Annotated in this window: 22 protein-coding genes and 2 pseudogenes; 13 read left to right on the top strand and 11 right to left on the bottom strand. The window is 72.9% G+C overall.

Features of this window, described 5'->3' with window-relative positions:
- Positions 1-21 precede the first annotated feature (21 nt).
- Positions 22-165 (bottom strand): annotated as a pseudogene (locus ACZ5GP_RS29150) (LacI family transcriptional regulator); the annotation flags it as partial.
- Here ACZ5GP_RS29150 and ACZ5GP_RS29145 point away from each other — a divergent pair.
- From ACZ5GP_RS29145 to ACZ5GP_RS29125, 5 genes and pseudogenes are all read left to right on the top strand, one after another.
- Positions 162-993: pseudogene (locus tag ACZ5GP_RS29145) on the top strand (FGGY-family carbohydrate kinase); the annotation flags it as partial. The pseudogenes ACZ5GP_RS29150 and ACZ5GP_RS29145 overlap by 4 nt on opposite strands.
- Before the next feature lie 87 nt (positions 994-1080).
- A complete protein-coding gene (locus tag ACZ5GP_RS29140; protein ID WP_468753666.1) occupies positions 1081-1842 on the top strand; it encodes a (Fe-S)-binding protein in 762 nt (253 codons plus the stop codon).
- Positions 1839-3350 (top strand): LutB/LldF family L-lactate oxidation iron-sulfur protein, encoded by a 1512-nt coding sequence (locus tag ACZ5GP_RS29135; protein WP_468753665.1) that lies wholly within the window; start codon positions 1839-1841, stop codon positions 3348-3350. Before ACZ5GP_RS29140 ends, ACZ5GP_RS29135 begins: the two co-directional genes overlap by 4 nt.
- Positions 3347-3994, top strand: a complete 648-nt coding sequence (locus ACZ5GP_RS29130; RefSeq protein WP_468753664.1) for a LutC/YkgG family protein — start codon at positions 3347-3349, stop codon at positions 3992-3994. The genes ACZ5GP_RS29135 and ACZ5GP_RS29130 overlap by 4 nt, the downstream gene beginning before the upstream one ends.
- 22 nt (positions 3995-4016) lie before the next feature.
- The gene (locus ACZ5GP_RS29125; protein ID WP_468753663.1) at positions 4017-5180 is read left to right on the top strand and encodes an ABC transporter ATP-binding protein; all 1164 of its coding nucleotides are present in this window, start codon (positions 4017-4019) and stop codon (positions 5178-5180) included.
- 127 nt (positions 5181-5307) lie between these two features.
- Here ACZ5GP_RS29125 and ACZ5GP_RS29120 read toward each other — a convergent pair whose 3' ends face one another.
- From ACZ5GP_RS29120 to ACZ5GP_RS29105, 4 genes are all read right to left on the bottom strand, one after another.
- Positions 5308-6303: an ABC transporter substrate-binding protein gene (locus tag ACZ5GP_RS29120; protein WP_468753720.1), complete on the bottom strand. Its 996-nt coding sequence runs from the start codon at positions 6301-6303 to the stop codon at positions 5308-5310.
- Between the two features lie 86 nt (positions 6304-6389).
- Complete coding sequence (locus tag ACZ5GP_RS29115) at positions 6390-7070, bottom strand: ABC transporter permease (RefSeq protein WP_468753662.1); 681 nt, start codon at positions 7068-7070, stop codon at positions 6390-6392.
- The gene (locus ACZ5GP_RS29110) at positions 7067-7756 is read right to left on the bottom strand and encodes an ABC transporter permease (protein WP_468753661.1); all 690 of its coding nucleotides are present in this window, start codon (positions 7754-7756) and stop codon (positions 7067-7069) included. The genes ACZ5GP_RS29115 and ACZ5GP_RS29110 overlap by 4 nt, the downstream gene beginning before the upstream one ends.
- A gap of 182 nt (positions 7757-7938) precedes the next feature.
- The gene (locus tag ACZ5GP_RS29105) at positions 7939-8523 is read right to left on the bottom strand and encodes a TetR/AcrR family transcriptional regulator (RefSeq protein WP_468753660.1); all 585 of its coding nucleotides are present in this window, start codon (positions 8521-8523) and stop codon (positions 7939-7941) included.
- 131 nt (positions 8524-8654) lie between these two features.
- Between ACZ5GP_RS29105 and ACZ5GP_RS29100 the strand changes: the two genes are divergently transcribed.
- Entirely contained in the window at positions 8655-9518 is an 864-nt protein-coding gene (locus tag ACZ5GP_RS29100) for a class I SAM-dependent methyltransferase (RefSeq protein ID WP_468753659.1), read from the top strand.
- A gap of 60 nt (positions 9519-9578) precedes the next feature.
- Here ACZ5GP_RS29100 and ACZ5GP_RS29095 read toward each other — a convergent pair whose 3' ends face one another.
- On the bottom strand, positions 9579-10241 hold the full coding sequence (locus ACZ5GP_RS29095; protein ID WP_468753658.1) for a hypothetical protein: 663 nt from the start codon (positions 10239-10241) through the stop codon (positions 9579-9581).
- Positions 10242-10455: 214 nt separating this feature from the next.
- Between ACZ5GP_RS29095 and dhaK the strand changes: the two genes are divergently transcribed.
- From dhaK to ACZ5GP_RS29075, 4 genes are all read left to right on the top strand, one after another.
- Positions 10456-11448 carry a dihydroxyacetone kinase subunit DhaK gene (gene dhaK / locus ACZ5GP_RS29090; protein WP_468753657.1) on the top strand — a complete coding sequence of 331 codons (993 nt, stop codon included), beginning with the start codon at positions 10456-10458 and terminating at the stop codon, positions 11446-11448.
- Positions 11449-11586: 138 nt separating this feature from the next.
- The gene (dhaL, locus tag ACZ5GP_RS29085) at positions 11587-12207 is read left to right on the top strand and encodes a dihydroxyacetone kinase subunit DhaL (RefSeq protein WP_468753656.1); all 621 of its coding nucleotides are present in this window, start codon (positions 11587-11589) and stop codon (positions 12205-12207) included.
- A complete protein-coding gene (locus ACZ5GP_RS29080) occupies positions 12200-12610 on the top strand; it encodes a PTS sugar transporter subunit IIA domain-containing protein (RefSeq protein ID WP_468753655.1) in 411 nt (136 codons plus the stop codon). Before dhaL ends, ACZ5GP_RS29080 begins: the two co-directional genes overlap by 8 nt.
- A 187-nt stretch (positions 12611-12797) precedes the next feature.
- Positions 12798-13784, top strand: coding sequence for a fibronectin type III domain-containing protein (locus ACZ5GP_RS29075; RefSeq protein ID WP_468753654.1), 987 nt, complete (start codon positions 12798-12800; stop codon positions 13782-13784).
- Positions 13785-13793: 9 nt separating this feature from the next.
- On the opposite strand, the gene ACZ5GP_RS29070 is transcribed toward ACZ5GP_RS29075, so the two are convergent.
- Positions 13794-14366: a PadR family transcriptional regulator gene (locus tag ACZ5GP_RS29070; RefSeq protein WP_468753653.1), complete on the bottom strand. Its 573-nt coding sequence runs from the start codon at positions 14364-14366 to the stop codon at positions 13794-13796.
- Between the two features lie 124 nt (positions 14367-14490).
- Between ACZ5GP_RS29070 and ACZ5GP_RS29065 the strand changes: the two genes are divergently transcribed.
- Both ACZ5GP_RS29065 and ACZ5GP_RS29060 read left to right on the top strand, forming a co-directional pair.
- Positions 14491-14916 (top strand): nuclear transport factor 2 family protein, encoded by a 426-nt coding sequence (locus ACZ5GP_RS29065; protein ID WP_468753652.1) that lies wholly within the window; start codon positions 14491-14493, stop codon positions 14914-14916.
- 190 nt (positions 14917-15106) lie between these two features.
- A complete protein-coding gene (locus ACZ5GP_RS29060; protein ID WP_468753651.1) occupies positions 15107-15613 on the top strand; it encodes a hypothetical protein in 507 nt (168 codons plus the stop codon).
- Positions 15614-15711: 98 nt separating this feature from the next.
- On the opposite strand, the gene ACZ5GP_RS29055 is transcribed toward ACZ5GP_RS29060, so the two are convergent.
- Both ACZ5GP_RS29055 and ACZ5GP_RS29050 read right to left on the bottom strand, forming a co-directional pair.
- Complete coding sequence (locus ACZ5GP_RS29055; protein WP_468753650.1) at positions 15712-16245, bottom strand: PadR family transcriptional regulator; 534 nt, start codon at positions 16243-16245, stop codon at positions 15712-15714.
- Between the two features lie 21 nt (positions 16246-16266).
- The gene (locus ACZ5GP_RS29050; protein WP_468753649.1) at positions 16267-18288 is read right to left on the bottom strand and encodes an oxidoreductase; all 2022 of its coding nucleotides are present in this window, start codon (positions 18286-18288) and stop codon (positions 16267-16269) included.
- Between the two features lie 221 nt (positions 18289-18509).
- On the opposite strand from ACZ5GP_RS29050, the gene ACZ5GP_RS29045 reads away from it, so the two are divergent.
- Positions 18510-19004, top strand: coding sequence for a methylated-DNA--[protein]-cysteine S-methyltransferase (locus ACZ5GP_RS29045; RefSeq protein WP_468753648.1), 495 nt, complete (start codon positions 18510-18512; stop codon positions 19002-19004).
- Between the two features lie 12 nt (positions 19005-19016).
- On the opposite strand, the gene ACZ5GP_RS29040 is transcribed toward ACZ5GP_RS29045, so the two are convergent.
- Both ACZ5GP_RS29040 and ACZ5GP_RS29035 read right to left on the bottom strand, forming a co-directional pair.
- The gene (locus ACZ5GP_RS29040) at positions 19017-19700 is read right to left on the bottom strand and encodes an alpha-ketoglutarate-dependent dioxygenase AlkB family protein (protein ID WP_468753647.1); all 684 of its coding nucleotides are present in this window, start codon (positions 19698-19700) and stop codon (positions 19017-19019) included.
- Positions 19690-22053 (bottom strand): phosphoketolase family protein, encoded by a 2364-nt coding sequence (locus ACZ5GP_RS29035; protein ID WP_468753719.1) that lies wholly within the window; start codon positions 22051-22053, stop codon positions 19690-19692. The genes ACZ5GP_RS29040 and ACZ5GP_RS29035 overlap by 11 nt, the downstream gene beginning before the upstream one ends.
- Positions 22054-22097: the final 44 nt, after the last annotated feature.

Genomic DNA, 22097 nt, shown 5'->3' with positions numbered 1-22097 from the left:
CCTAGTGCGGCGCGGTTCCGCTCAGCGCGGCGCCAGGCTGGAGCGTCGTACGACCAGCTCGGGCGTGAGCACGACGCGCCGGTGCTCGTGCGGCACCGCGCCGCCCGACTCGGTCCCTTCCAGGAGGAGTTCGGCGGCCAGGGCGCCCATGGTGACGGCGGGCTGATGGCGGACGGCCACTCGACGCGGCCAGACACCTCCTGCTGACCCCCGACCTGCTCACATACTGGCTGACCGGCCGCCTCGGCACCGAACTCACCAATGCCTCGACCACACAGCTCATCGACCCCCGTACCAGGGACTGGTCGCGCGGGACGGCCGCCCGAGCCGGCATCGACCTCGGCCTGTTCCCGCCCCTGCGCCGGCCCGGTGAACCCGCGGGCCTGCTGAGGCCCGAAGTCCTGGAGGACACCGGCCTGAGGGGGCCGGTGCCGGTGACGGCGGTCGCGCACGACACGGCCTCCGCCGTGGCGGCGGTCCCGGCGAGGGACGGCACTCCCTTCGCGTATCTGTGCACCGGCACCTGGTCCCTCGCCGGGCTCGAACTGGACGCCCCGGTCCTGACGGAGGAGAGCCGCAGGGCGAACTTCACCAACGAACCGGGGGTGGACGGAACAGTCGAGACGACCCGCTGCGTCCTCGACTCCCTTGCGCTCGCCCACCGCCGGGCCCTGGTGGACGCCCGGCGCCTGACCGGACGCGGGTGGAGGTCGTGCACCCGGTCGGTGGCGGTACACACAACGCCCTGCTGTGCCAACTGACCGCCGATGCCTGCGGGCTGCCGGTCCTCGCGGGCCCGGTGGAGGCCGCCGCGCTGGGCAATGTCCTCATCCAGGCGCGGGCACACGGAGTGCTGGGCAGCCGTGAGGAGGCACGGGCCTGGTGGCCGATGCCCTGCCGCCGGTCCGCTATGAGCCGCGGGGCGACACGGCCGGGTGGCGGGCGGCACAGGAGCGGCTCGGGAGTGGCCCCGCCCGGCGCGACCACCGATGACTCCTCCCCCACTCCCGTCCCACTCCCACCCCGCTCCCGTCCCGCGTACGCTGCATCCATCCGATGACCGAGGAGGGGGACCTCGCGATGCGAGTCGCTCTGTTCCTGACCTGTGTCAACGACACGCTCTATCCGGACACGGGCCGTGCCGTGGTGAAGCTGCTGACCAGGCTGGGAGTCGACGTCGACTTCCCGATGGCGCAGACCTGTTGCGGGCAGGCGCACTACAACACGGGCTACCGCCATCAGGCGGAGCCGCTCGCCCGGCATTTCTCCGATGTCTTCGGCTCGGACGCCTATGACGCGATCGTGACGCCGTCCGGTTCGTGCGGGGCCATGGTGCGCGAGCTGTATCCCCGCATGGGCGAGCGGGCGCGCGCGGAGGGCCGGGGTGATGCTCTGGCGCGGCGGCTGGCGCCGGTGGTGCCCAGGACCTTCGAGTTGACCGAGTTCCTGGTGGACGTCCTCGGTGTCACGGACGTCGGGGCGTACTACCCGCACAAGGTGACGTACCACCCCACCTGTCACGGCCTGCGGAGCCTTGGACTGCGCGAGCGGCCCGCCCGGCTGCTCCAGGCGGTCAAGGGGCTCGAACTGGTCGAGCTGCCCGGTGCCGAGGAGTGCTGCGGCTTCGGCGGCACCTTCGCCGTGAAGAACCCCGATGTCTCGGCGGCGATGGGCGCGGACAAGGTGCGCCATGCCGAGTCGTCCGGGGCCGAGGTGCTGTGCGCGGCCGACAACTCCTGCCTGATGCACATCGGCGGCACCACGGCCCGGCTCGGGAGCGGGGTGCGCCCCGTCCACATCGCGGAGATCCTGGCGAGCACGGAAGAGGAGCCCCTGTCATGAGCGGCGGCACATTCGTCGGCATGCCCGCCTTCCCCGAGGCGGCCCGCGATGCGGTGGGGAACAAGACCCTGCGCGCCAACCTGCACCACGCGACCCACACCATCCGCGACAAGCGCGCCAAGGCCGTGGCCGAGCTGGCGGACTGGGCCGAGCTGCGCGAAGCGGGCCGGCGCATCAAGGACCACACACTGCGCCACCTGGACCGCTATCTGGTGGAGCTGGAGGAGTCCGCCACGCGGGCCGGCGGCACCGTGCACTGGGCGGCCGACGCCGACGAGGCGAACCGGATCGTGGCGGACCTCGTCGAAGCGACCGGCGAGCGGGAGGTCGTCAAGGTCAAGTCGATGGCGACGCAGGAGATCGGGCTCAACGAAGCGCTGGAGGCCCAGGGCATCCGCGCCTACGAGACGGACCTCGCCGAGCTCATCGTCCAGCTCGGCGAGGACCGCCCCTCGCACATCCTCGTCCCCGCGATCCACCGCAACCGCGGCGAGATCCGTGACATCTTCCGCGAGAAGATGGCCGGTTGGGGCCGGCCCGCCCCTCAGGGACTGACCGACACCCCCGCCGAACTGGCCGAGGCCGCCCGCCTGCATCTGCGGGAGAAGTTCCTGCGCGCCAAGGTCGGCATCTCCGGGGCCAACTTCATGGTCGCCGAGACCGGCACCCTGGTCGTCGTGGAGTCCGAGGGCAACGGCCGCATGTGCCTCACCCTCCCCGAGACGCTGATCTCCGTCGTCGGCATCGAGAAGACCATCCCCACCTGGCGCGACCTGGAGGTCTTCCTCCAGACCCTGCCCCGCTCCTCCACGGCCGAGCGCATGAACCCCTACACCTCGATGTGGACCGGCACCACCGACCAGGACGGCCCGCGCGCCTTCCACCTGGTCCTGCTCGACAACGGCCGCACCGACACCCTCGCCGACCAGGTCGGCCGCCAGGCGTTGCGCTGCATCCGCTGCTCGGCGTGTCTGAACGTGTGCCCGGTGTACGAGCGGGCGGGTGGTCACGCGTACGGCTCGGTCTACCCGGGCCCCATCGGCGCCATCCTCAGCCCCCAGCTCCGGGGCACCGGCAGCGAGATCGACGCCTCCCTGCCGTACGCCTCCTCGCTCTGCGGCGCCTGCTACGAGGTCTGTCCCGTCGCCATCGACATCCCCGAGGTCCTCGTGCATCTGAGGGAGCGCGTCGTGCAGGGCGGTGAGGTCACCCGGCGCGGGGTGAAGGTGACGCTGAAGCCGGCGAAGGGGCACGCGGCGGAGCGGGCCGCGATGCGCGCGGCGGGCCTGGCCTTCGCCCGCCCGGGGGTGCTGCGCCTCGGCCAGCGCCTCGCCTCCCGCACCCGCCGGTTCCATCCGCGCACGCTGCCGGGCGCCGGGCGGGCCTGGAGCGCCACCCGGGACCTGCCGAAGGTTCCCCCCGAGCCGTTCCGCGACTGGTGGCAGCGCACGCGGGGCGGCAGGAGCGAGGGCACGACCGGGGACACGACCGAGGGGAACACCGGGTGAGCAGCAGGGACCGGATCCTGGGCCGGGTGCGGCGGGCGCTGGCCGATGTGCCGGCCGACGAGACCCCGTACGAGCGGGCGGTGGAGCGCGCGTATCTGCGGGAGCACGGCGGGCGCACTGTCGCGCAGACCGTCGACCTGCTCGCGGAGAATCTGGCGGACTACCGCGCGCTCGTGCACCGGTGCGCCGACGCCCAGTTGCCCCAACTGCTGGCGCGCCTGCTCGCGCGGCGCGGCTCGCGGACCGTCCTCGTGCCGCCGGGCCTTCCGCCGTACTGGCTGGAGGCTGTCGACGTCACCCTCGTCGGCGACCGGGCGGCGAGCACCGCGCGCGAGCTGGACCGGGTGGACAGCGTCGTCACGGGTTGCGCGGTCGCCGTCGCCGAGACCGGCACGCTCGTCCTGGACGGCTCCCCGGACCAGGGGCGGCGCCGCATCACCCTCGTCCCCGACCACCACATCTGCGTCGTCCGCGTGCCGGGCCAAGTCGTCTCGTCCGTGCCGCAGGCCCTCGAACGGCTGGCCCCGGCCCGGCCGCTCACCTGGATCTCGGGGCCCTCCGCGACCAGCGACATCGAGCTTGACCGGGTCGAGGGAGTGCACGGGCCGCGCACGTTGGAGGTGGTGTTGGTGAGCGGTGGGTGACGCGCGCGGCTAGCGTGAGGACATGATCCGGTTCGAGCAGGTGACCAAGCGCTATCCGGACGGCACGACGGCCGTGGACGACCTCTCCTTCGAGGTCGCCGAGGGCGAACTGGTCACGCTGGTGGGCCCGTCCGGCTGCGGCAAGACCACGACGATGATGATGGTGAACCGCCTCATCGAGCCCACCTCGGGCCGCATCTTCGTCAACGGCGAGAACATCGCCGAGGTGGACCCGGTCCACCTGCGCCGCCGCATCGGCTACGTCATCCAGCAGGTCGGCCTCTTCCCGCACCGCACGGTCCTCGACAACACGGCGACCGTCCCCGCGCTCATCGGCTGGAAGAAGTCCCGCGCGCGGGCCCGGGCGGCGGAACTGCTCGACCTGGTGGGTCTGGACCCGAAGACCTTCGGCTCCCGCTATCCCGAGCAGCTCTCCGGCGGTCAGCGCCAGCGGGTCGGGGTGGCGCGGGCGCTGGCCGCCGATCCTCCGGTGCTGCTGATGGACGAGCCGTTCGGCGCGGTCGACCCGGTGGTGCGGGAGCAGTTGCAGGACGAGTTCCTACGGATGCAGGCGGCCGTGCGCAAGACGGTGCTGCTCGTGACGCACGACATCGAGGAGGCCGTCCGGCTCGGTGACCGCATCGCGGTGTACGGCAAGGGACGCATCGAGCAGTTCGATACGCCGGGAGCGGTGCTGGGGACGCCGAGGACGCCGTATGTCGCGGAGTTCGTGGGCGCCGACCGTGGTTTGAAGCGGCTGTCGGTCACCGAGATCCAGACGGACGACCTGGAGGCGCCGCCGATCGCCCGCCTGGACGAGCCGGCCGCGCAGGCGGCGGCGCGGCTGCGCGAGGAGGAGGCCCGCTGGGCGGTCGTCCTGGACGCGGACGGTGATCTGCACGGCTGGGTGGGCGTCGACGAGGTCGCGCTGGCCGGTACCGGGGGCACGGTGGGCGATCTGGCGCACCGCATGAACTCCTGGGTGCCGGTCGGTGCCCCGCTCAAGCAGGCGTTCGGGGTGATGTTGCAGCACGACGCGGGCTGGGTCGCGGTTCTCGACGGGGCGCGCTTCCTCGGCGTGCTGACCCCGGCGAAGCTGCACGAGGCGCTGCGCCGTTCGGTGGACGCGGACGCGCAGGGCGTGGCACGCGACGAGGTGGAGTTCGACTCGGTCGCCGACGCGTAGGCGCTTCGCCGGTCGACCGGCGCCTCGGTCGCCGACGCGTAGGGCCAGCTCCGGTCGGCCGGTCTTCCGTCGCCGCCGGCCGGCTGCGACTGGTCGCGCGCGGTTCCTCGCGCCCCCTCACAGGGCGCTACAGCAGCCCCTTGTCCTCCAGGTAGGCCCGTGCCACGTCCTGGGTCAACCGCCGCCAGCTGTCGACCTGCTCGTTCATGGCAGCGAGGTCGGCGGTCGTGAGGACGGAGTTGAGCCGTCCCAGCGCGGCCGCGACGCCCTCGCTGCCCGCCTGGGAGCGGTTGACCACGGGCACGATGTAGTCGGCGTTCTGCAGGTGCTTGTCGTCCTCCAGGAGCACGAGGCCGAAATCTTCGAGGGTGGCGTCCGTGGACGTGGTGAGCACCATCTGGTCCTGTCCGCTCTGGACGGCCTTCTTGGCCTGGGTCGTGCCGACGCCCTTGGGATCGACGCCGGTGATGTCGATGCCGTACACCTTCTTGAGGCCGGGGGCGCAGTAGGGGCGCCGGACGCATTCGTCGCCCGCGGCCAGGCGCACCTTCAGGCCGGACCTGCCGAGGTCGCCGAGCGTCTTCAGGCGGTGCCGGGCGGCGTACGGGGCGGCGACGGCGAAGGCGTTCTGGTCGACCGCCTTGCCGGGGTCCAGGACGGTCAGGCCGCGCGGCGCGGCGAGCCGGCGCAGGGCCTTCATCGTGGTGGCGAGGTCGGGTGAGCCGACGGGCGGTGCGTCGGCGCCGTTCTTCTTGGCGTTCAGCCAGTCCGCGAACGTCGCCGCGTATTCGGGGACGACGTCGATCTGGCCGGACTCCAGGGCGGGTTCGTAGAGCTCCCGGTTGGCGACGGAGAGGATCCGCGTGCCGTAACCGGCCTTGTCCAGCAGCAGCGCGTACATCTGGGCGAGCAGGTCGGACTCGGTGAAGCCCGCGGAGCCGACGACAAGGTTCTTGTTGTCGCCGGGCGGCGCCGTCACCTCGCCCCGGTTCTCCAGCGAGGGCCCGGACGCGCAGCCCGCCACCAGGACGAGCAGGGCGGCCCCCACGGCGGCTCCGGGCCGCACGGGCCACGCCCACCGCACTCGGGGGCGCCCCCGCCACAGCCGGTGCCCCCGCCGCATCCAGTACCCCGGCGGCATCCGGAGCGCCTGTTGCGCCCAGTGCGCCTGTGGCATCCCGTGCGCCCGCAGCGTCCGACGCGCCCGCCTCACCCGGCACTCCCGCGGCCCCGCGTCCACCCGGGCGCGATCCGCTCGGCCACCTCGAAGACCCCCTCGACGAGCAGCGCGAACACGGCGACGAGCACGGCGCCCGCCACCACCTGCGGGGTGCTCGCGAGGTTGAACCCGGCGGTGATGATCCGGCCGAGGCCGCCGCCGCCCGCGAGCGCGGCGATGGTGGCGGTCGCGACGAGCTGGACGGCGGCGATGCGGATACCGCTGAGCACCAGGGGCAGCGCGAGCGGCAGTTCGACGCGCCACAGCATCTGGCGTCCCGTCATCCCCATGCCGCGGGCCGCCTGCACGACGCCCCGGTCCACGCCGCGCATCCCGACATAGGCGTTGGTGAGCAGCGGGGGCACGGCGAAGAGCACGAGGGCGACGACGGTCGGGCCGTCGCCCCAGGTGCCGAGCGGGGTCAGCAGGAGCAGGACGAGCACCGCGAAGGTGGGCACGGCACGGCCGACGTTGGAGAGGTTCACGGCGAGCGCGCCGCCCTTGCCGAGGTGGCCGAGGACGAGCGCGACCGGCAGGGCGATGAGGCAGCTGATCAGCAGGCAGGCGAGGGTGAGGACGAGGTGCTGGGTGAGCCGGTGCCAGATGCCGTCGTCGCCGGCCCAGTGCGCCGGGTCGGTGAGCCACGCCCAGGCGTCGCCGAGGGTGTTCATGGGCGGGCCGTCCGTGCGGCTCTCTCCCAGGGGGTGAGGAGGCGCTGCACGCCGAGCAGCAGCAGATCGGCGGCGACGGCGATGACGACGCAGAGCACGGAGGCGGTGAGCACCTGGGCCTTGAAGTAGGTGTTCATGCCCGCGTAGATGAGGTTGCCGAGCCCGCCGAAGCCGACGATGGCGCCGACGGTGACCAGGGAGACGGCGGAGACCATGGCGATGCGCACCCCGGCCATGGCGGCGGGCAGCGCGAGGGGCATCTCGACGGCGAGCAGGAGCCGGATCGGGCCGTACCCCATGCCGCGTGCGGCCTGCCGGGTGTCCTCGGGGACGGCTCGCAGCCCGGCGAGGATGTTGCGTACGAGCAGGGTGAGCGAGTAGAGGACGAGTCCCGCGACGACGAGCGACGCGGAGAGGCCGTACACCGGCAGCAGCAGCGAGAACATCGCGAGCGAGGGAATGGTGTAGAGGACCGTGGTGAGCGCGAGGACCGGGCCCGCGGCCCAGGACCAGCGGCGGGCGAGGACGGCGAGCGGCACGGCGACGACCAGCGCGAGCGCGACGGAGAGCGCGGTCAGCTGGAGATGCTGGACGACCGCGTCGACGATGATCTGGCGGCGGGTGCTCAGATACTCGCCGCAGATCCATTCGTTGCGCGCGAGGCAGTCGTCGGGAGGCGCGGTCACCCGTCCATTGAAGGCCGGGACGGCGGGGGACGGCGCGTTCTGGTGACCCGTACGAGCGCGGCCGCCCCGGCGCCTGCCGCAGCCTCGCCGACACCTTTCGGACGTTCACCTTCCGGACGTTCCGGGCGGGCACCCTTCGTACGGCCACCCCGCGGGCCGGCGCCACGGCGGCGCCGGCGGCCTCAGCGCGACACGAGCAGAGCCACCAGCCGTTCCGTCTGTTCCCGCGGGTCGGGCGCGCCGGCCCAGCCGGTCATCAGCAGATGGTGGACGGTGCCGACCAGCGCGAGCGCGATGGCGGCGGTGTCCGTGCCGTCGGCCAGGCGGCCGAGGCGCAGTTCGGCGTCGAGGTAGCCGGTGAGCGCGTCCTGGATCGAGGCGAAGCCCGGCGCGCCCGCCGCCATCGCCTCGCGGATGGTCCGGGAGGTGGCGTGGCTGGTCATGGCCAGGCCCACGACCCCCGGGTCGAGGGAGTTCAGGAGTGACAGCGCCACCCCCACGAGGTTGCCCGCCACCGTGTCCCGGCCCGCGTGCGCGGGCAGCTTCGCCGCCTCCCGCGCGGTCCGCGCGAACCGGTCGAGCACCAGCTCGGCGACGAACGCGTCCACTCCGCCGAAGTGCGTGTGCAACACCCCCTTGGCGCACCCCGCCTCCCCCGTGATCGCCCTGCTGGTCAGGGCGGACGCCCCGGCCCGGGCGACGATCCGCTCCGCGGCGTCGAAGAGCCGCTCCCGCAGGTCGGGGATCGCTACGCCGCGCGGTGCCATGGTCTCTCCTCGGTGTGCAACGGTCGGTGTGCAACGGCCGCCCCTTGCCAGTATGGGCGCTCGCCCATACTCTTTGGGCGAGCGCCCATACTAGTCGTGTGCAGGCGCCTCGACCATGAGGGGGCAGACGCATGCGGAACACCTTCGGCGCCGTTGGCACCGCCAACGCCGAACAGGCGCAAGCGTGGAACGGATACGAGGGCGAGCACTGGGCCCGCCACCAGGACCGCTGGGACGCCGTGAACGCGGGCCTCAACGCCCCGCTCCTCGCCGCCGCGTCGATCGGCGGGCAGGATCGCGTCCTCGACATCGGGTGCGGCGCCGGACAGACGACCAGGCTGGCCGCGCACAGGGCGAGCGGCGGTCACGCGCTCGGCCTGGACCTGTCGGCGCCGATGCTGGAGCGCGCACGCCTGAGCGCGCTCCGAGAAGGCCTCGACAACACCTCCTTCGAGCAGGGCGACGCCCAGATCCACGCCCTGGCACCGGGCGCCTTCGATGTCGCGATCAGCCGCTACGGCGTGCTGTTCTTCGCCGACCCGGTGGCCGCCTTCGCCAACATCGGGCGAGCGCTGCGCCCCGGCGGGCGCGCGGCGTTCGTCTGCGGCGCGTACCCCGAGGACAACGAATGGCTGCGGGCCTTCACCGCGTTGGGCGACATCCTTCCCATCGGCGGTTTCGGCAAGCCGGGCGGGCCGGGCATGTTCTCCCTCGCGGACGCGGACAGGACACGCGGGCTGCTGTCCGCCGCCGGGTTCGCGGACATCGGGGTGACGCGCGTGGAGGCGTACGGGGTCTGGGGGCGGGACGCCGCCGACGCCGCCGGCTTCCTCCTGGACAGCGGCCCGGGACGCCATCTGATGGGCCAGGTCCCGCCGCGGACGCGGGAGCGCGCCCGGCACCGGCTCACCGAGATCCTGCGCCCCTACGAACGCGACGGCGCCGTACGCCTCCTCAGTGCGGCCCTGCTGGTGACCGCCGTCCGACCGGCCTGAGGGGTCCCGGCAGCCGCCCGGCGAGGAGGGCGGCCCCGGTCACCCCGTACCGGAGCCCGGTCAGGTGAGTAGGTCCGTGACGAATTTCCGCAGCCGGCCGCCGCGCACCGGCCGCACCCCGTGGATGACCTGGGCGCCGTAGGCGATGGCGACACCCGCGCCGGCGTCCGTCAGCCAGCGGGTGCGATCCGCGTCGGCCAGCCATCCGGGCACGCTGTGGTGCGGGCCGCTCGCGGGCCCGGAGGCGTGCGGCATGCTCCTGGCCAGCGGGGTGTCGGGCAGGAAGTTCTCCTTCTCGCCGACGACCTGCCCGCTCCAGATGCTGTCGTCGGCCGTGGTCTCGATGTAGAACTCGCCCCCGCCGTCGGCCTCCTCCAGCACGACGCCGATCCTGCCGAGGCGGCAGTGCTCGGCCTCCGGGTCCGGGATGCCGTCGACGTGCGTGGGCACGCAGCGGCCGGCCGTCAGCTCGGTGTAGGCCCAGGGGGCGGCGGAGCGGAGGGACGGAACGGCGCGGCGCAGGGCCGGCATCGCCCTGGCGGTGGCGTGCCGAAGGATCTCCTCGGCCTGCGGCGGCGCCGCGACGACCTCCGCCTCGAAGCGCGGGCTCCGGTCCGCGAGGTGCGGATCGGCGTCCATGATCTTGCTCAGGGTCGCCAGTTCCTCGTGGGTGAGGAACCTCTCGACGGTCTGCAGCACGAGGGACTCACTGATGTGGATCACGGGCGTCTCCCAGGTCGAAGGTGCCGTACGTGACACACCGTCAACCCTCCGCGCGGAGGGCCGCCCCGGTCCATGGCCCGCCACGTCGGGCGGGAGCACGAGGGGCGGTCGCGGGGACGGGCGCGACGCGGGTGTGCGCCGGTGAGCGCCTGCTGCTTTCGGCCGACCCGCGTATACCGTTCGAGGCAGTCGCCGTCTCATCAGGAGGTCCCTCATGCAGATGCTGATCAATGTTCCCGAGACAGTCGTCGCCGACGCGCTGCGCGGCATGGCCGCGGCGCACCCGGAACTGACGGTCGACGTCGAGAACCGCGTGATCGTCCGCAGGGACGCCCCCGTGGAAGGGAAGGTCGCCCTCGTCTCGGGCGGCGGATCGGGGCACGAGCCGTTGCACGGGGGGTTCGTGGGACCGGGGATGCTGTCGGCCGCCTGCCCCGGGGAGGTGTTCACCTCGCCGGTGCCGGACCAGATGGTGCGGGCCGCGGCCGCCGTGGACAGCGGCGCGGGCGTGCTGTTCGTGGTGAAGAACTACACGGGCGACGTGCTCAACTTCGACATGGCCGCCGAGTTGGCCGAGGACGAGGGCGTGCAGGTGGCGAAGGTGCTCGTCGACGACGACGTGGCCGTCACCGACAGTCTCCACACCGCCGGGCGCCGCGGTACCGGCGCCGCCCTCTTCGTGGAGAAGCTGGCGGGCGCCGCGGCCGACGCGGGCATGCCGCTGGAGCGGGTCGAGGCGATCGCCCGGCGGGTGAACGAGAACGCGCGCAGCTTCGGGGTCGCCCTCAGCGCGTGCACCACACCGGACAAGGGCGGCCCCACCTTCGACCTGCCCGCCGGGGAGCTGGAGTTGGGCATCGGGATCCACGGCGAGCCGGGGCGCGAGCGGCGTCCGATGATGACCTCCCGCGAGATCGCCGACTTCGCCGTGCACGCCGTACTGGACGATCTGCGCCCGCGCAATCCCGTACTCGTGCTGGTCAACGGCATGGGGGCCACTCCGCTCCTGGAGCTGTACGGCTTCAACGCCGAGGTGCAGCGCGTGCTCGTGGAGCGGGGCGTGGCGGTGGCGCGCACGCTCGTCGGCAACTACGTGACCTCGCTGGACATGTCCGGGGCGTCCGTGACCCTGTGCCAGGTGGACGAGGAACTGCTGCGGCTGTGGGACGCGCCGGTGCGCACGGCCGCGCTGCGGTGGGGCGCCTGACACGCCCGAGGGCCGCGGCTCACCCGTGCCCGTGCGCCCGCCCGCCCGGCCGTGCACCCTGGGACCAAGCCTGATCGAGCAGCCGTGCCGCTCCACCCGGTCAGGCAGTCGTCCCGCCGATCAAGCAGAGGAGAACCCGTGCTCGACGCCGACTTCTTCCGCCGCTGGCTGACGAACGCCGCCGCGGCCGTCGACCGTGAGGCGGCCCGGCTCACCGAGCTGGACTCGCCCATCGGCGACGCCGACCACGGCAGCAATCTGCGGCGCGGTCTGTCCGCCGTCGTGACGGCCCTGGAGAAGGAGGCGCCCGCCACCGTGGGCGGCGTCCTCACGCTGGCGGGACGGGAGCTGATCTCGACCGTGGGCGGCGCGTCGGGGCCGCTGTACGGCACGCTGCTGCGCCGCACCGGCAAGGCCCTCGGCGACGCCGTCGAGGTCGACGAGGCCGCCTTCGCCGCGGCCCTGCGCACCGGCGTCGACGCCGTCGCCGCGCTCGGCGGTGCCGCACCCGGCGACAAGACGATGCTGGACGCCCTCGTCCCCGGGGTGGACGCGCTCGGCACCTCCTTCGGCGCGGCGCTGGAGGCGGCGCGTCAGGGCGCGGTCGCGACGGTGCCGTTGCGGGCGCGCAAGGGCAGGGCCAGCTATCTGGGCGAGCGCAGCGTCGGGCACCAGGACCCGGGCGCGACGTCCTCGGCGCTGCTCTTCGAGGCGCTGGCCCAGACCGCGCAGGGCACGCCGGGAGCGCGCCGTGCCTGACGGCCCGCTCGTCGGCATCGTCCTCGTGTCGCACAGCGGCCCCGTCGCGGAGGCGGCCGCCGCCCTCGCCACGGGCCTCGCCCAGGGTGGCGTCACCGCCCCGGTGGCCGCCGCGGGAGGGGCCCCGGACGGCGGCCTCGGTACGAGCGCGGAGTCGGTCTCCGCGGCCGCCGCGCGGGTCGACCGCGGCGCGGGGATCGCGATCCTCGCCGACCTCGGCAGCGCGGTCCTCACCGTGAAGGCCCTGCTCGCGGAGGGCGACGGACTGCCGACCGGCGCACGCCTGGTGGACGCCCCCTTCGTGGAGGGTGCGGTGGCGGCCGTGGTGACCGCGTCGGCGGGCGCCGACCTCGCGGCGGTCGAGGCGGCGGCCACCGAGGCGTACGCCTACCGCAAGGTGTGAGCCGCCCGCGGCCGGGCGAGTCCACGAGAGCGACCGGAGTGTCCGGGAGATACGTGCGCCGCACCCCTTGATGTGGCCCCGCCATCTGTGTCAAATAGGTCCGGACCAATGCAGTCGGTCCGGAGCAACGCGGCCGGTCCGGCAACGCGGTCGGTCCGGACCGTGCCGTCGAGTGGAAGGCAGCGCCATGCCCCGCACCCCCCGGCTGGCCCGCTCCCTGGCACTGCTGACCGTCGTCGCGGGTGCCGCGCTCGGCGGTTGCGCCGGGGGCGGTCAGGACGACCGGCGCGACACCACGCCCCCCGCCGCGCCCCGGGGCCTCACCGTGCAGGCGGGCAGCGCCACCACCGCCCACGTCATGTGGAACCAGGCCACCGACGACACCGAGGTCACCGGCTACGAGGTGTACCGCGACGCCAAGAAGGTCGAGGAGGTGCCGGGCGGCAAGCACATGGTGGACGTCGTGGGCCTGCGGCCCGCGACGAGGTACGCCTTCACCGTGCGCGCCCGCGACGCCGACGGGAACGTCAGCCCCGACAGCAGGAGACTGTCCGTCACCACGCCCGCCGCGGCCGCCGCCGACCACGAGCCGCCGACCCCGCCCACCCGGCTCCGCGGCCGGGCCGAGGGGAGCCGGTCGGCAATGCTGACCTGGGACAAGTCGTCGGACGACCGGGGTGTGGCCTCGTACGAGATCTATCAGGGCACCTCGAAGATCCACAGCGTGGGCGGCGGGCAGACGGCGACGCTCGTCACAGGGCTGCGGCCCGGTACCGACTACACCTTCTCGGTGAAAGCGCGCGACGCCGCCGACAACTTCTCCGACGCGGGGCCGAAGCTCCGCCTCACGACCGCCGCGGGCAAGGACTCGGGGCGCGGTACGGCCCCCACGGCGTTCCGCGCCGCGACGCACCGTGCCGACGGGGCGTACTACATCGACCTGTCCTGGCGGCCGCCGCGTACCGGCGGCGCCGTGACGGAGTACCAGATCCGGCTGGACGGGCGCACCGCCACCTCGCTCGTCTTCGGCGGCACCGCGCCCACGGACAAGGCCGACCACAGCTTCTACATCGGCAGGAAGGCCGGGGAGCGGCACCGGATACAAGTCCGCCCCAAGCTGCCGGACGGGACGTGGGGCGCCTACTCGCCCGAGCGGACCGTCACCACGGGCTGACCCCGGCGCTCAGCCTCCCGGTCGCGCGGCGGCCGCCCGCTCGTCCAAGAGGGCCGCCGCGCGCCGGCACCAGTCACGCGACTCGCGCTCGAAGGCGAGTCCGCGCAGGCAGGTCAGATAGGGGCCGACGCGGTCGCCGGTGCGCAGGAACTCGTCCTCGTCCGTGCCGCCGCGCAGCTTCACCAGGAGCTTTTCCAGCACCTCGATCTTGGCGTCGGCCACCTCGGCCCGCTCGGCGAGCTGCTCGATCACCGGCGCCGCGGCGACACCGTCGACGGCCTGCACCTTGACGAGCAGGTCATCGCGGATGAAGGACGGCTTGGCGGCGCGCGCGGCGAAGCGCTCCATCTCGGCGAGGCCCTCGTCGGTGACGCGGAACAGCCGCTTGTTGGGACGGCCCTCCTGGACGACCTCCCGGCCGTGGACCAGGCCCTCCGCCTCCAGCTTGGCCAGCTCGGCGTAGAGCTGCTGGGGCAGCGCGTGCCAGAAGTTGGCCACGCCGATGTCGAAGCCCTTGGCCAGCTGATAGCCGCTGTACTCGCCGTCCAGCAGTGCCGCGAGCACCGCGTGCCGCAGAGCCATCGCCCGGGTCCCCTTCCCTTCCGCCACCTCTCACCCCCATCATAGTCATCATTCTGACTAGTCATATTGATGACTATTGCCAGGCCATGGCTCCGGCTCTGGCCCCACCCTTTGGAGGACCGCCGTGCACCCCACCGCCGAACGTTTCCGCGCCGTGGCCGAGAAGCGCGATCTCGACGCCCTGGCGGATCTGCTCACGCCGGACGTCCGCTTCTACAGCCCGGTGAAGTTCACCCCCTTCGAGGGCAGGCCGATGATGCTCGGGCTCTTCGGGGTGCTACTGCGCACGTTCGAGGACTTCCGGTACGTCGGGTCGTACGCCGGTCAGGCGCACACGAGCGCCGACGGGAGCGAGGCCGACTCGGCCGTCCTGCTGTTCCGCACGGTGGTGAGCGGCAAGGAGATCCACGGCATCGACCTGCTGCACTTCGACGAGGAGGGCAGGATCAAGGAGTTCACCGTGATGGTGCGCCCGCAGTCCGCGGTGCGGGCGCTCGGGCAGGCCGTGCACGAGGGCCTCGTCGCGGACGGCCTGGTCCCTCCCGGCTAGGCGGGCCGGGTCGGCGGGCGGGATCGGGTCGGCTCTGGGCCGGACGATGGATTCCGTCACCTGCCCGGAGGCAGTCCGCATGCGGTTTCGGCCCGGCACGAGTTGGCTCTTCGTCAGGTAGCACGGGCGTTCCCCGATTCGCGGCGGCGCATGGGTTGTACCGCCTCCCGTGCCACCGGAGGGCAGACTCATGCGTACTACTCAGATATGTGTCCGTGCCGGCCTGACCGTAGCCTCCGCCGCGCTGCCGCTGGCGCTGGCCACCCCGTCGGCGTTCGCGGGCGGTGGCATCGACGTCACCGCCACCGGCTCCACCGTGCAGGTCAGCACCGCCGCGTGTCCCACCGGCGGAACGGCCTCACTGATGGGCAACCGCAACGCGAGCTTCGCGGGAGGCCAACAGATGCCGCTGTCGAACGGCAGCGCCATCTGGCGGAATGTCAGTGCCGGCTCCTACACGGTCCTGGTCACGTGTCAGGACGGCTCGCAGGCCGGGCCTCAGACCGTCACCGTCGGCGCGGCGCCGACGGCCTCCTCGACGACCGCGCCCTCGCGCGGCGTACGCGGTGGACTCGGGGGCGGTTCGAAGGACCGGGGCACGCTCACGCTCGTCACCGGCGGGGCCCTGGTGGCCCTGGTGGCCGCGAGCGGCGGCGTCTGGTACCTGCGCCGACGCGGCGCGGATCACCGGATGTGACCGGACACGCGACACAGCGGCATCGGCTGCCGCCCTCCCGTCAGCACGTCGGGCGGGCGGCAGCCGCCGCATGTCCGGCCGGCGGGCGCTCCGCCGGACTACGGCGCCTGAAGTTCCTCGATCGTCCGGGTGAGCCACTGCGTCCAGAACGTCTCCAGGTCGATGCCCGCGCGCAGCACCACATGCCGCAGTCGGTCCTCCAGGGCGTCCTTCCCCGGCGGGAAGTCCCGGCGCTCGATCTCCTCGTACTGGGCCAACTGCCGCCGGTGGAGCTCCAGATGGCGGTGCAGGTCCTCCTGGATGCCCTCGGTGCCGACGACCGCGGCGGCGCGCAGCCGCAGCAGCAGGGTGTCCCGCATCGGCTTCGGGTCCTGGCTCGCCGCGGTCCAGCGGGCCAGTTCGGCGCGGCCCGCGGGCAGGACCTCGTACTCCTTCTTCTGCCCGCGCGTCGCCCCTTCCCGCGGCAGCGCGCGGATCGCCCCCTCGCGCTCCAGTCTGCCCAGCTCACGGTAGATCTGCTGGTGCGTGGCCGACCAGAAGTAGCCGATCGACTTGTCGAACCTGCGGGTCAGTTCGAGCCCCGACGACGGCTTCTCCAGGAGGGCGGTGAGGATCGCGTGCGGGAGTGACATGGGGTCATCCTAGGGACGGGCTCACAGGGCCGCGGCCAGCTCCGTGCCCTGCTTGATGGCGCGCTTGGCGTCCAGCTCGGCGGCGACGTCGGCGCCCCCGATGAGGTGCACGCTGCGCCCGGCGGCGCGCAGCTCGTCGTAGAGGCCGCGGCGCGGTTCCTGGCCGGTGCACAGGACGACGGTGTCGACGGGCAGGACGGAGGAGACGCCGTCGACGGTGATGTGCAGCCCCGCGTCGTCGATCAGGTCGTAGCTGACGCCCGCCACCATCGTGACGCCGCGGTGGCGCAGTTCGGTGCGGTGGATCCAGCCCGTCGTCTTGCCGAGGCCCTGGCCGACCTTGGTCGCCTTGCGCTGGAGCAGGTGGACGGTGCGCGGCGGGGTGGGCCGCTCGGGCTTCGTCAGACCGCCGCGTTCGCGGTAGTCCATGTCGACGCCCCACTGGCGGAAGTACGTCGCCGGGTCCAGGCTCGCCTTCTCGCCGCCGTCGGTGAGGTACTCCGCGACGTCGAAGCCGATGCCTCCCGCGCCGATGACCGCGACCCGCTCCCCGACGGGCGCGCCGTCCCGGAGCACGTCGAGGTAGCCGACGACGCTGGGGTGGTCGGTGCCGGGGATCTCGGGGGTGCGGGGGGTCACGCCAGTGGCGACGACCACTTCGTCGTACGCGGCCTCGGCGAGGTCGTCGGCGGTGACGACGGTGTTCAGCCGGACGCTCACGCCGCGCAGGGCGAGCTGCGTGCGGAAGTAGCGCAGGGTCTCGTCGAACTCCTCCTTGCCGGGGACCTTGCGGGCGACGTTGAGCTGCCCGCCGATCTCGGGGGCCGCGTCGAAGAGCGTCACGTCGTGGCCGCGCTCGGCCGCCGAGACGGCGAAGGCGAGTCCGGCGGGTCCGGCGCCGACGACGGCGATGCTCTTCTTGGTGCGGGTCGGCGAGAGCACCAGCTCGGTCTCGTGGCAGGCGCGCGGGTTGACCAGGCAGGAGGTGATCTGGAGGTTGAACGTGTGGTCCAGGCACGCCTGGTTGCAGCCGATGCAGGTGTTGATCGCCTCGGACTGCTCGGCCGCGGCCTTGGCGACGAAGTCGGGGTCGGCGAGGAGCGGGCGGGCCAGGGAGACCATGTCGGCGGCGCCGTCGGCGAGCAGTTGCTCGGCGATCTCGGGGGTGTTGATGCGGTTGGTGGTGACGAGCGGGACGGAGACCTCGCCCATCACCTTCTTGGTCACGAAGGTGTAGGCGCCACGCGGCACCGAGGTGGCGATGGTGGGGATGCGCGCCTCGTGCCAGCCGATGCCGGTGTTGATGATCGTGGCGCCGGCGGCCTCGATCGCCTTGGCGAGGTGGACGACCTCCTCCAGGGTGGAGCCGCCGGGGACCAGGTCCAGCATGGAGAGCCGGTAGATGAGGATGAAGTCGGTGCCGACGCGCTCGCGGGTGCGGCGGACGATCTCCACGGGGAAGCGCACGCGGTTCTCGTAGGCGCCGCCCCAGCGGTCGGTGCGCCGGTTGGTGGGGGCCGCGATGAACTCGTTGATCAGGTAGCCCTCGGAGCCCATGATCTCGACGCCGTCGTAGCCGGCGAGCTTGGCCAGCTCGGCGGCGCGGACGAAGTCATCGATGGTCCGCTCTACGTCGTCGTCGGTGAGTTCGCGGGGCACGAAGGGGCTGATGGGCGCCTGGAGCGCGCTCGGGGCCACCAGCTTGTCGTGGTAGGCGTACCGCCCGAAGTGCAGGATCTGCATCGCGATGCGGCCACCCTCGGCGTGCACGGCGGCGGTGATGCGGGCGTGCTCCTCGGCCTCGGCCTCGGTGGTCATCTTGGCGCCGCCCTCGTAGGGGCGTCCCTCGTCGTTGGGGGCGATGCCGCCGGTGACGATGAGGCCGACGCCGCCGCGCGCGCGGGTCGCGTAGAACTCCGCCATGCGCTCGAACCCGTTCGGCGCCTCTTCCAGGCCGACGTGCATGGAGCCCATCAGGACCCGGTTGGGCAGGGTGGTGAAGCCCAGGTCGAGCGGGTTCAGCAGGTTCGGGTAACGGCTCATGCGGCGCCTCCGTACGCGGTGTCTACCCGACAGTTGTAGACGACGCCGGGAAGCTTGTGCAACTAGTTGCATAAAGCGTGAGCGGCATCTCACGGCGCACGTCTCCCGGCACACCGGGGGCCACCGGGGCCCTACCTGAGCGTCGTGTCCGAATCCCGCCAGCCGCAGCCGCGTGCGGGGCGCAGACTGGACTCCAGTCACAGAACGCGAGGAGAGTTGCGATGACCGTCCACACGACGATCGACAGTCCGCTGGGCGAGCTGCTGCTGGTGGGCGAGCCGTCGGCCACCGCCAAGGGCGGCACGGCGCTGGCCTCGCTGTCCATGCCGGGCCAGAAGGGCGCGGCGGTCGTGCGCGAGGGCTGGGTCCGTGACGACGAGGCGTTCGGGGCGATCGCCGCCCAGCTTCGTTCCTACTTCGCCGGGAGCCTGACCCACTTCGACGTCGAGTACGCCGTGGGGGCGGGCAGCGCGTTCCAGCGCAAGGTCTGGCAGGCCCTGGACACGGTCCCCTACGGCACCACGACCACGTACGGGCGGCTCGCCGAACAGCTGGGCCTGTCCCGGGCGGCGGTCCGCGCCCTCGGCACGGCCATCGGCCGCAACCCCGTGCTCGTCGTGCGCCCCTGCCACCGGGTGATCGGCGCCGACGGCTCCCTCACCGGGTACGCGGGCGGTCTCGAACGCAAGCGGCAGCTGCTCGACCTGGAGGCCTGAGAGCCCTTGGGCTCACGGCCCGTCGTCCCGCAGTCCGCTCACCCGCAGCGTGATGTTCAGCCGCCCGGTCAGCCCGAGCGCCGGCGGCGCCGTGCCGGGCAGCACCCGGGGCACCCCGTGGTACGCGAGACGGGACGGACCCCCGAAGACCACGAGGTCGCCGCTGCGCAGCTCGATGTCGGTGTAGGGCTTGGCGCGCGTGCGGGTGTTGCCGAAGCGGAAGACACAGGTGTCGCCGAGGCTCAGCGACACCACCGGGGCCAGGGACTTCTCGTCGCTGTCGCGGTGCATGCCCATGCGGGCGTCGGCCTCGTAGAAGTTGACCAGTGCGATGTCGTACGCCTCCCCGTCCGGCTCCTCGCTCCCGTACCCGGCCGCTTCGGCCGCCGCGCGGCCCAGCTCGGCGAGCCACGGCGGCATCGGCTTCACGGGCGCGCCGTCCCCGTCGACGACGGTGCGCGCGTACCCGTACGGATACCAGTGCCACCCCAGGCCGAACTGCCGGGCCGTCATGGTCCCGCCGCCGGGCGTGCTGACCAGCCGCAGCCCGGCCGGCGGCTTCGCCCACCGCCGGCACGCCTCCACCAGCCGAAGCTGCGCCGCCGCCGGCAGCCAGTCCGGCAGGTGCACGGCCCCCGGGCCGATCTCGGCGCGGGCCCGGGGGAACAGTCCGGCACCGAACAGCTCATCCGGCACTGGCGCCCGGCCACTTCCAGTCGGCGACCTCCGGCAGGTCGGTGCCGTGCTCGCGGATCCACGCGTGGTGGCGGGTACGGGCGTCGACCATCGTCCGGCGCGCGGCCGTGGCCCGTGCGGCGAGGCCGGGGACGCGGTCGATGACGTCCATGACCAGCCGGTACCGGTCGAGGTCGTTGCGGACGACCATGTCGAAGGGGGTGGTGGTCGTGCCCGCCTCCTTGTACCCGCGCACGTGGAGGTTGGCGTGCCCGGTGCGGCGGTAGGCCAGGCGGTGGATCAGCCACGGATACCCGTGATAGGCGAAGATCACCGGCCGGTCCGCGGTGAAGAGGGCGTCGTACTCGTCGTCCGGCATGCCGTGCGGGTGCTCCTCGCGGGGCATGAGGCGGGCGATGTCCACGACGTTCACCACCCGGACGGCCAGCTCGGGCAGCAGCTCCCGCAGCAGGCTCGCCGCGGCGAGGACCTCCTGCGTCGGCACGTCGCCCGCGCAGGCCAGGACCACGTCGGGTTCGCGCGAGCCGTCGTCCGTGCCCGCCCACTCCCACACACCGGCACCGCGCGCGCAGTGCGCCCTGGCCGCGTCGAGGGAGAGCCAGTCGAAGCAGGGCTGCTTGCCCGCGACGACCACGTTGACGTAGTCGCGGCTGGCCAGGACGTGCTCGGTCACCGACAGCAGGGTGTTGGCGTCCGGCGGCAGGTAGACGCGTACGACGTCGGGGCTCTTGTTGAGGACGTGGTCCACGAACCCGGGGTCCTGGTGCGAGAAGCCGTTGTGGTCCTGGCGCCACACGTGCGAGGTGAGCAGGTAGTTGAGCGAGGGGACGGGCGCGCGCCAGGGCAGGGAACGCGAGGTCTTCAGCCACTTGATGTGCTGGTTGACCATCGAGTCGACGATGTGGACGAACGCCTCGTAGCAGGAGAACAGGCCGTGCCGGCCGGTGAGGGTGTAGCCCTCCAGCCACCCCTGGCACAGGTGCTCGGACAGGACCTCCATGACGCGGCCGTCCTGGGCGAGGTTCTCGTCGGTGTCGAGGACGCGCTCCTGCCAGGCCTTGCCGGTGACCCCGTAGAGCGCCCCCAGACGGTTCGACTCGGTCTCGTCCGGCCCCACGACGCGGAAGTCCCGGCGCCGCGCGGTGTCGGCCATGACGCGGGCGAGCAGTTCGCCCGTCACCCGGGTCGGTTCGTGCAGGGTGGCGCCGGGGCGCTCGACGGGGACGGCGAAGTCCTCCAACGGCGGCAGCGGCAGCGGGCTGCTGAGCAGGCCGCCGTTGGCGTGCGGCGTCGCGCCCAGCCGGCGTTCGCCCGCCGGGACCCACGCCAGGACCTCGGGGACGGGTGTGCCGTTCGCGTCGAAGAGGTCCTCGGGGCCGTAGGAGCGCAGCCACTGCTCCAACTGGCGCAGATGAGCCGGGTTCTCCCGGACCTCGGAGAGCGGCACCTGGTGGGCGCGCCAGGTGTTCTCGACGGGCTCGCCGTCCACCATTGCCGGGCCGGTCCAGCCCTTGGGGGTGCGCAGCACGATCACGGGCCAGCGGTGGCGGGTGTGCGCGCCGCCGCTGCGGGCGGCGCGCTGGAGGGCGGCGATGCGGTCCAGCGCCTCGTCCATGGCGTCGGCCATCGTCTGGTGGACGGTGAGCGGGTCGTCGCCCGCCACGTACAGCGGCTCGTGGCCGTAGCCCTTGAGCAGCGCGTCCAGCTCCGCGTCGGGCAGGCGGGCGAGCAGCGTCGGGTTGGCGATCTTGTAGCCGTTGAGGTGGAGGATCGGCAGGACGGCGCCGTCGTGCACGGGGTCGAGGAACTTGTTCGAGTGCCAGGATCCGGCCAGCGGCCCGGTCTCGGCCTCGCCGTCGCCGATGACGCAGGCCACGACCAGGTCGGGGTTGTCGAAGGCCGCGCCGTAGGCGTGCGCGAGGGAGTAGCCGAGCTCACCGCCCTCGTGGATCGAGCCGGGCGTCTCGGGCGCGACGTGGCTCGGCACCCCGCCGGGGAAGGAGAACTGGCGGAACAACCGCGCCATGCCCTCCTCGTCCCGCGTCACCGCCGGGTACGTCTGGGTGTAGCTGCCCTCCAGCCAGGAGTTGGCGAGCACGGCCGGGCCGCCGTGGCCGGGCCCCCACACACACAGCGCGTCCAGGTCGCGTTCCTTGATGACGCGGTTGAGGTGGGTGTGGACGAGATTGAGTCCCGGTGAGGTGCCCCAGTGGCCCAGCAGGCGCGGCTTGATGTGCTCGGGTCGCAGCGGCTCGGTCAGCAGCGGGTTGCTCATCAGGTAGATCTGGCCGACGGCCAGGTAATTGGCGGCACGCCAGTGTGCGTCGAGTGCCGCCAGGTCCTCCTTCGCCATGGGCGCCATGAGGTCTCCTCGCGAGGGTCGGGGTGTGCGGCGGA

Source organism: Streptomyces sp. NPDC031466, from assembly GCF_055581265.1.
The sequence above is the reverse complement of the archived record's forward strand: the minus strand, read 5'-3'. Positions and strand labels throughout refer to the sequence as shown.

Excerpts from the sequence above, each read along its gene's own strand:
- ACZ5GP_RS29120 (WP_468753720.1), bottom strand. The coding sequence starts at position 6,303 with ATGCGGCGGGGGCACCGGCTGTGGCGGGGGCGCCCCCGAGTGCGGTGG.
- ACZ5GP_RS29075 (WP_468753654.1), top strand. The coding sequence starts at position 12,798 with ATGCCCCGCACCCCCCGGCTGGCCCGCTCCCTGGCACTGCTGACCGTC.
- dhaK (WP_468753657.1), top strand. The coding sequence starts at position 10,456 with ATGCAGATGCTGATCAATGTTCCCGAGACAGTCGTCGCCGACGCGCTG.
- ACZ5GP_RS29045 (WP_468753648.1), top strand. The coding sequence starts at position 18,510 with ATGACCGTCCACACGACGATCGACAGTCCGCTGGGCGAGCTGCTGCTG.
- ACZ5GP_RS29105 (WP_468753660.1), bottom strand. The coding sequence starts at position 8,523 with ATGGCACCGCGCGGCGTAGCGATCCCCGACCTGCGGGAGCGGCTCTTC.
- ACZ5GP_RS29135 (WP_468753665.1), top strand. The coding sequence starts at position 1,839 with ATGAGCGGCGGCACATTCGTCGGCATGCCCGCCTTCCCCGAGGCGGCC.
- ACZ5GP_RS29100 (WP_468753659.1), top strand. The coding sequence starts at position 8,655 with ATGCGGAACACCTTCGGCGCCGTTGGCACCGCCAACGCCGAACAGGCG.
- ACZ5GP_RS29035 (WP_468753719.1), bottom strand. The coding sequence starts at position 22,053 with ATGGCGAAGGAGGACCTGGCGGCACTCGACGCACACTGGCGTGCCGCC.
- ACZ5GP_RS29050 (WP_468753649.1), bottom strand. The coding sequence starts at position 18,288 with ATGAGCCGTTACCCGAACCTGCTGAACCCGCTCGACCTGGGCTTCACC.
- ACZ5GP_RS29060 (WP_468753651.1), top strand. The coding sequence starts at position 15,107 with ATGCGTACTACTCAGATATGTGTCCGTGCCGGCCTGACCGTAGCCTCC.
- ACZ5GP_RS29055 (WP_468753650.1), bottom strand. The coding sequence starts at position 16,245 with ATGTCACTCCCGCACGCGATCCTCACCGCCCTCCTGGAGAAGCCGTCG.
- ACZ5GP_RS29070 (WP_468753653.1), bottom strand. The coding sequence starts at position 14,366 with ATGGCTCTGCGGCACGCGGTGCTCGCGGCACTGCTGGACGGCGAGTAC.
- ACZ5GP_RS29115 (WP_468753662.1), bottom strand. The coding sequence starts at position 7,070 with ATGAACACCCTCGGCGACGCCTGGGCGTGGCTCACCGACCCGGCGCAC.
- ACZ5GP_RS29125 (WP_468753663.1), top strand. The coding sequence starts at position 4,017 with ATGATCCGGTTCGAGCAGGTGACCAAGCGCTATCCGGACGGCACGACG.
- ACZ5GP_RS29140 (WP_468753666.1), top strand. The coding sequence starts at position 1,081 with ATGCGAGTCGCTCTGTTCCTGACCTGTGTCAACGACACGCTCTATCCG.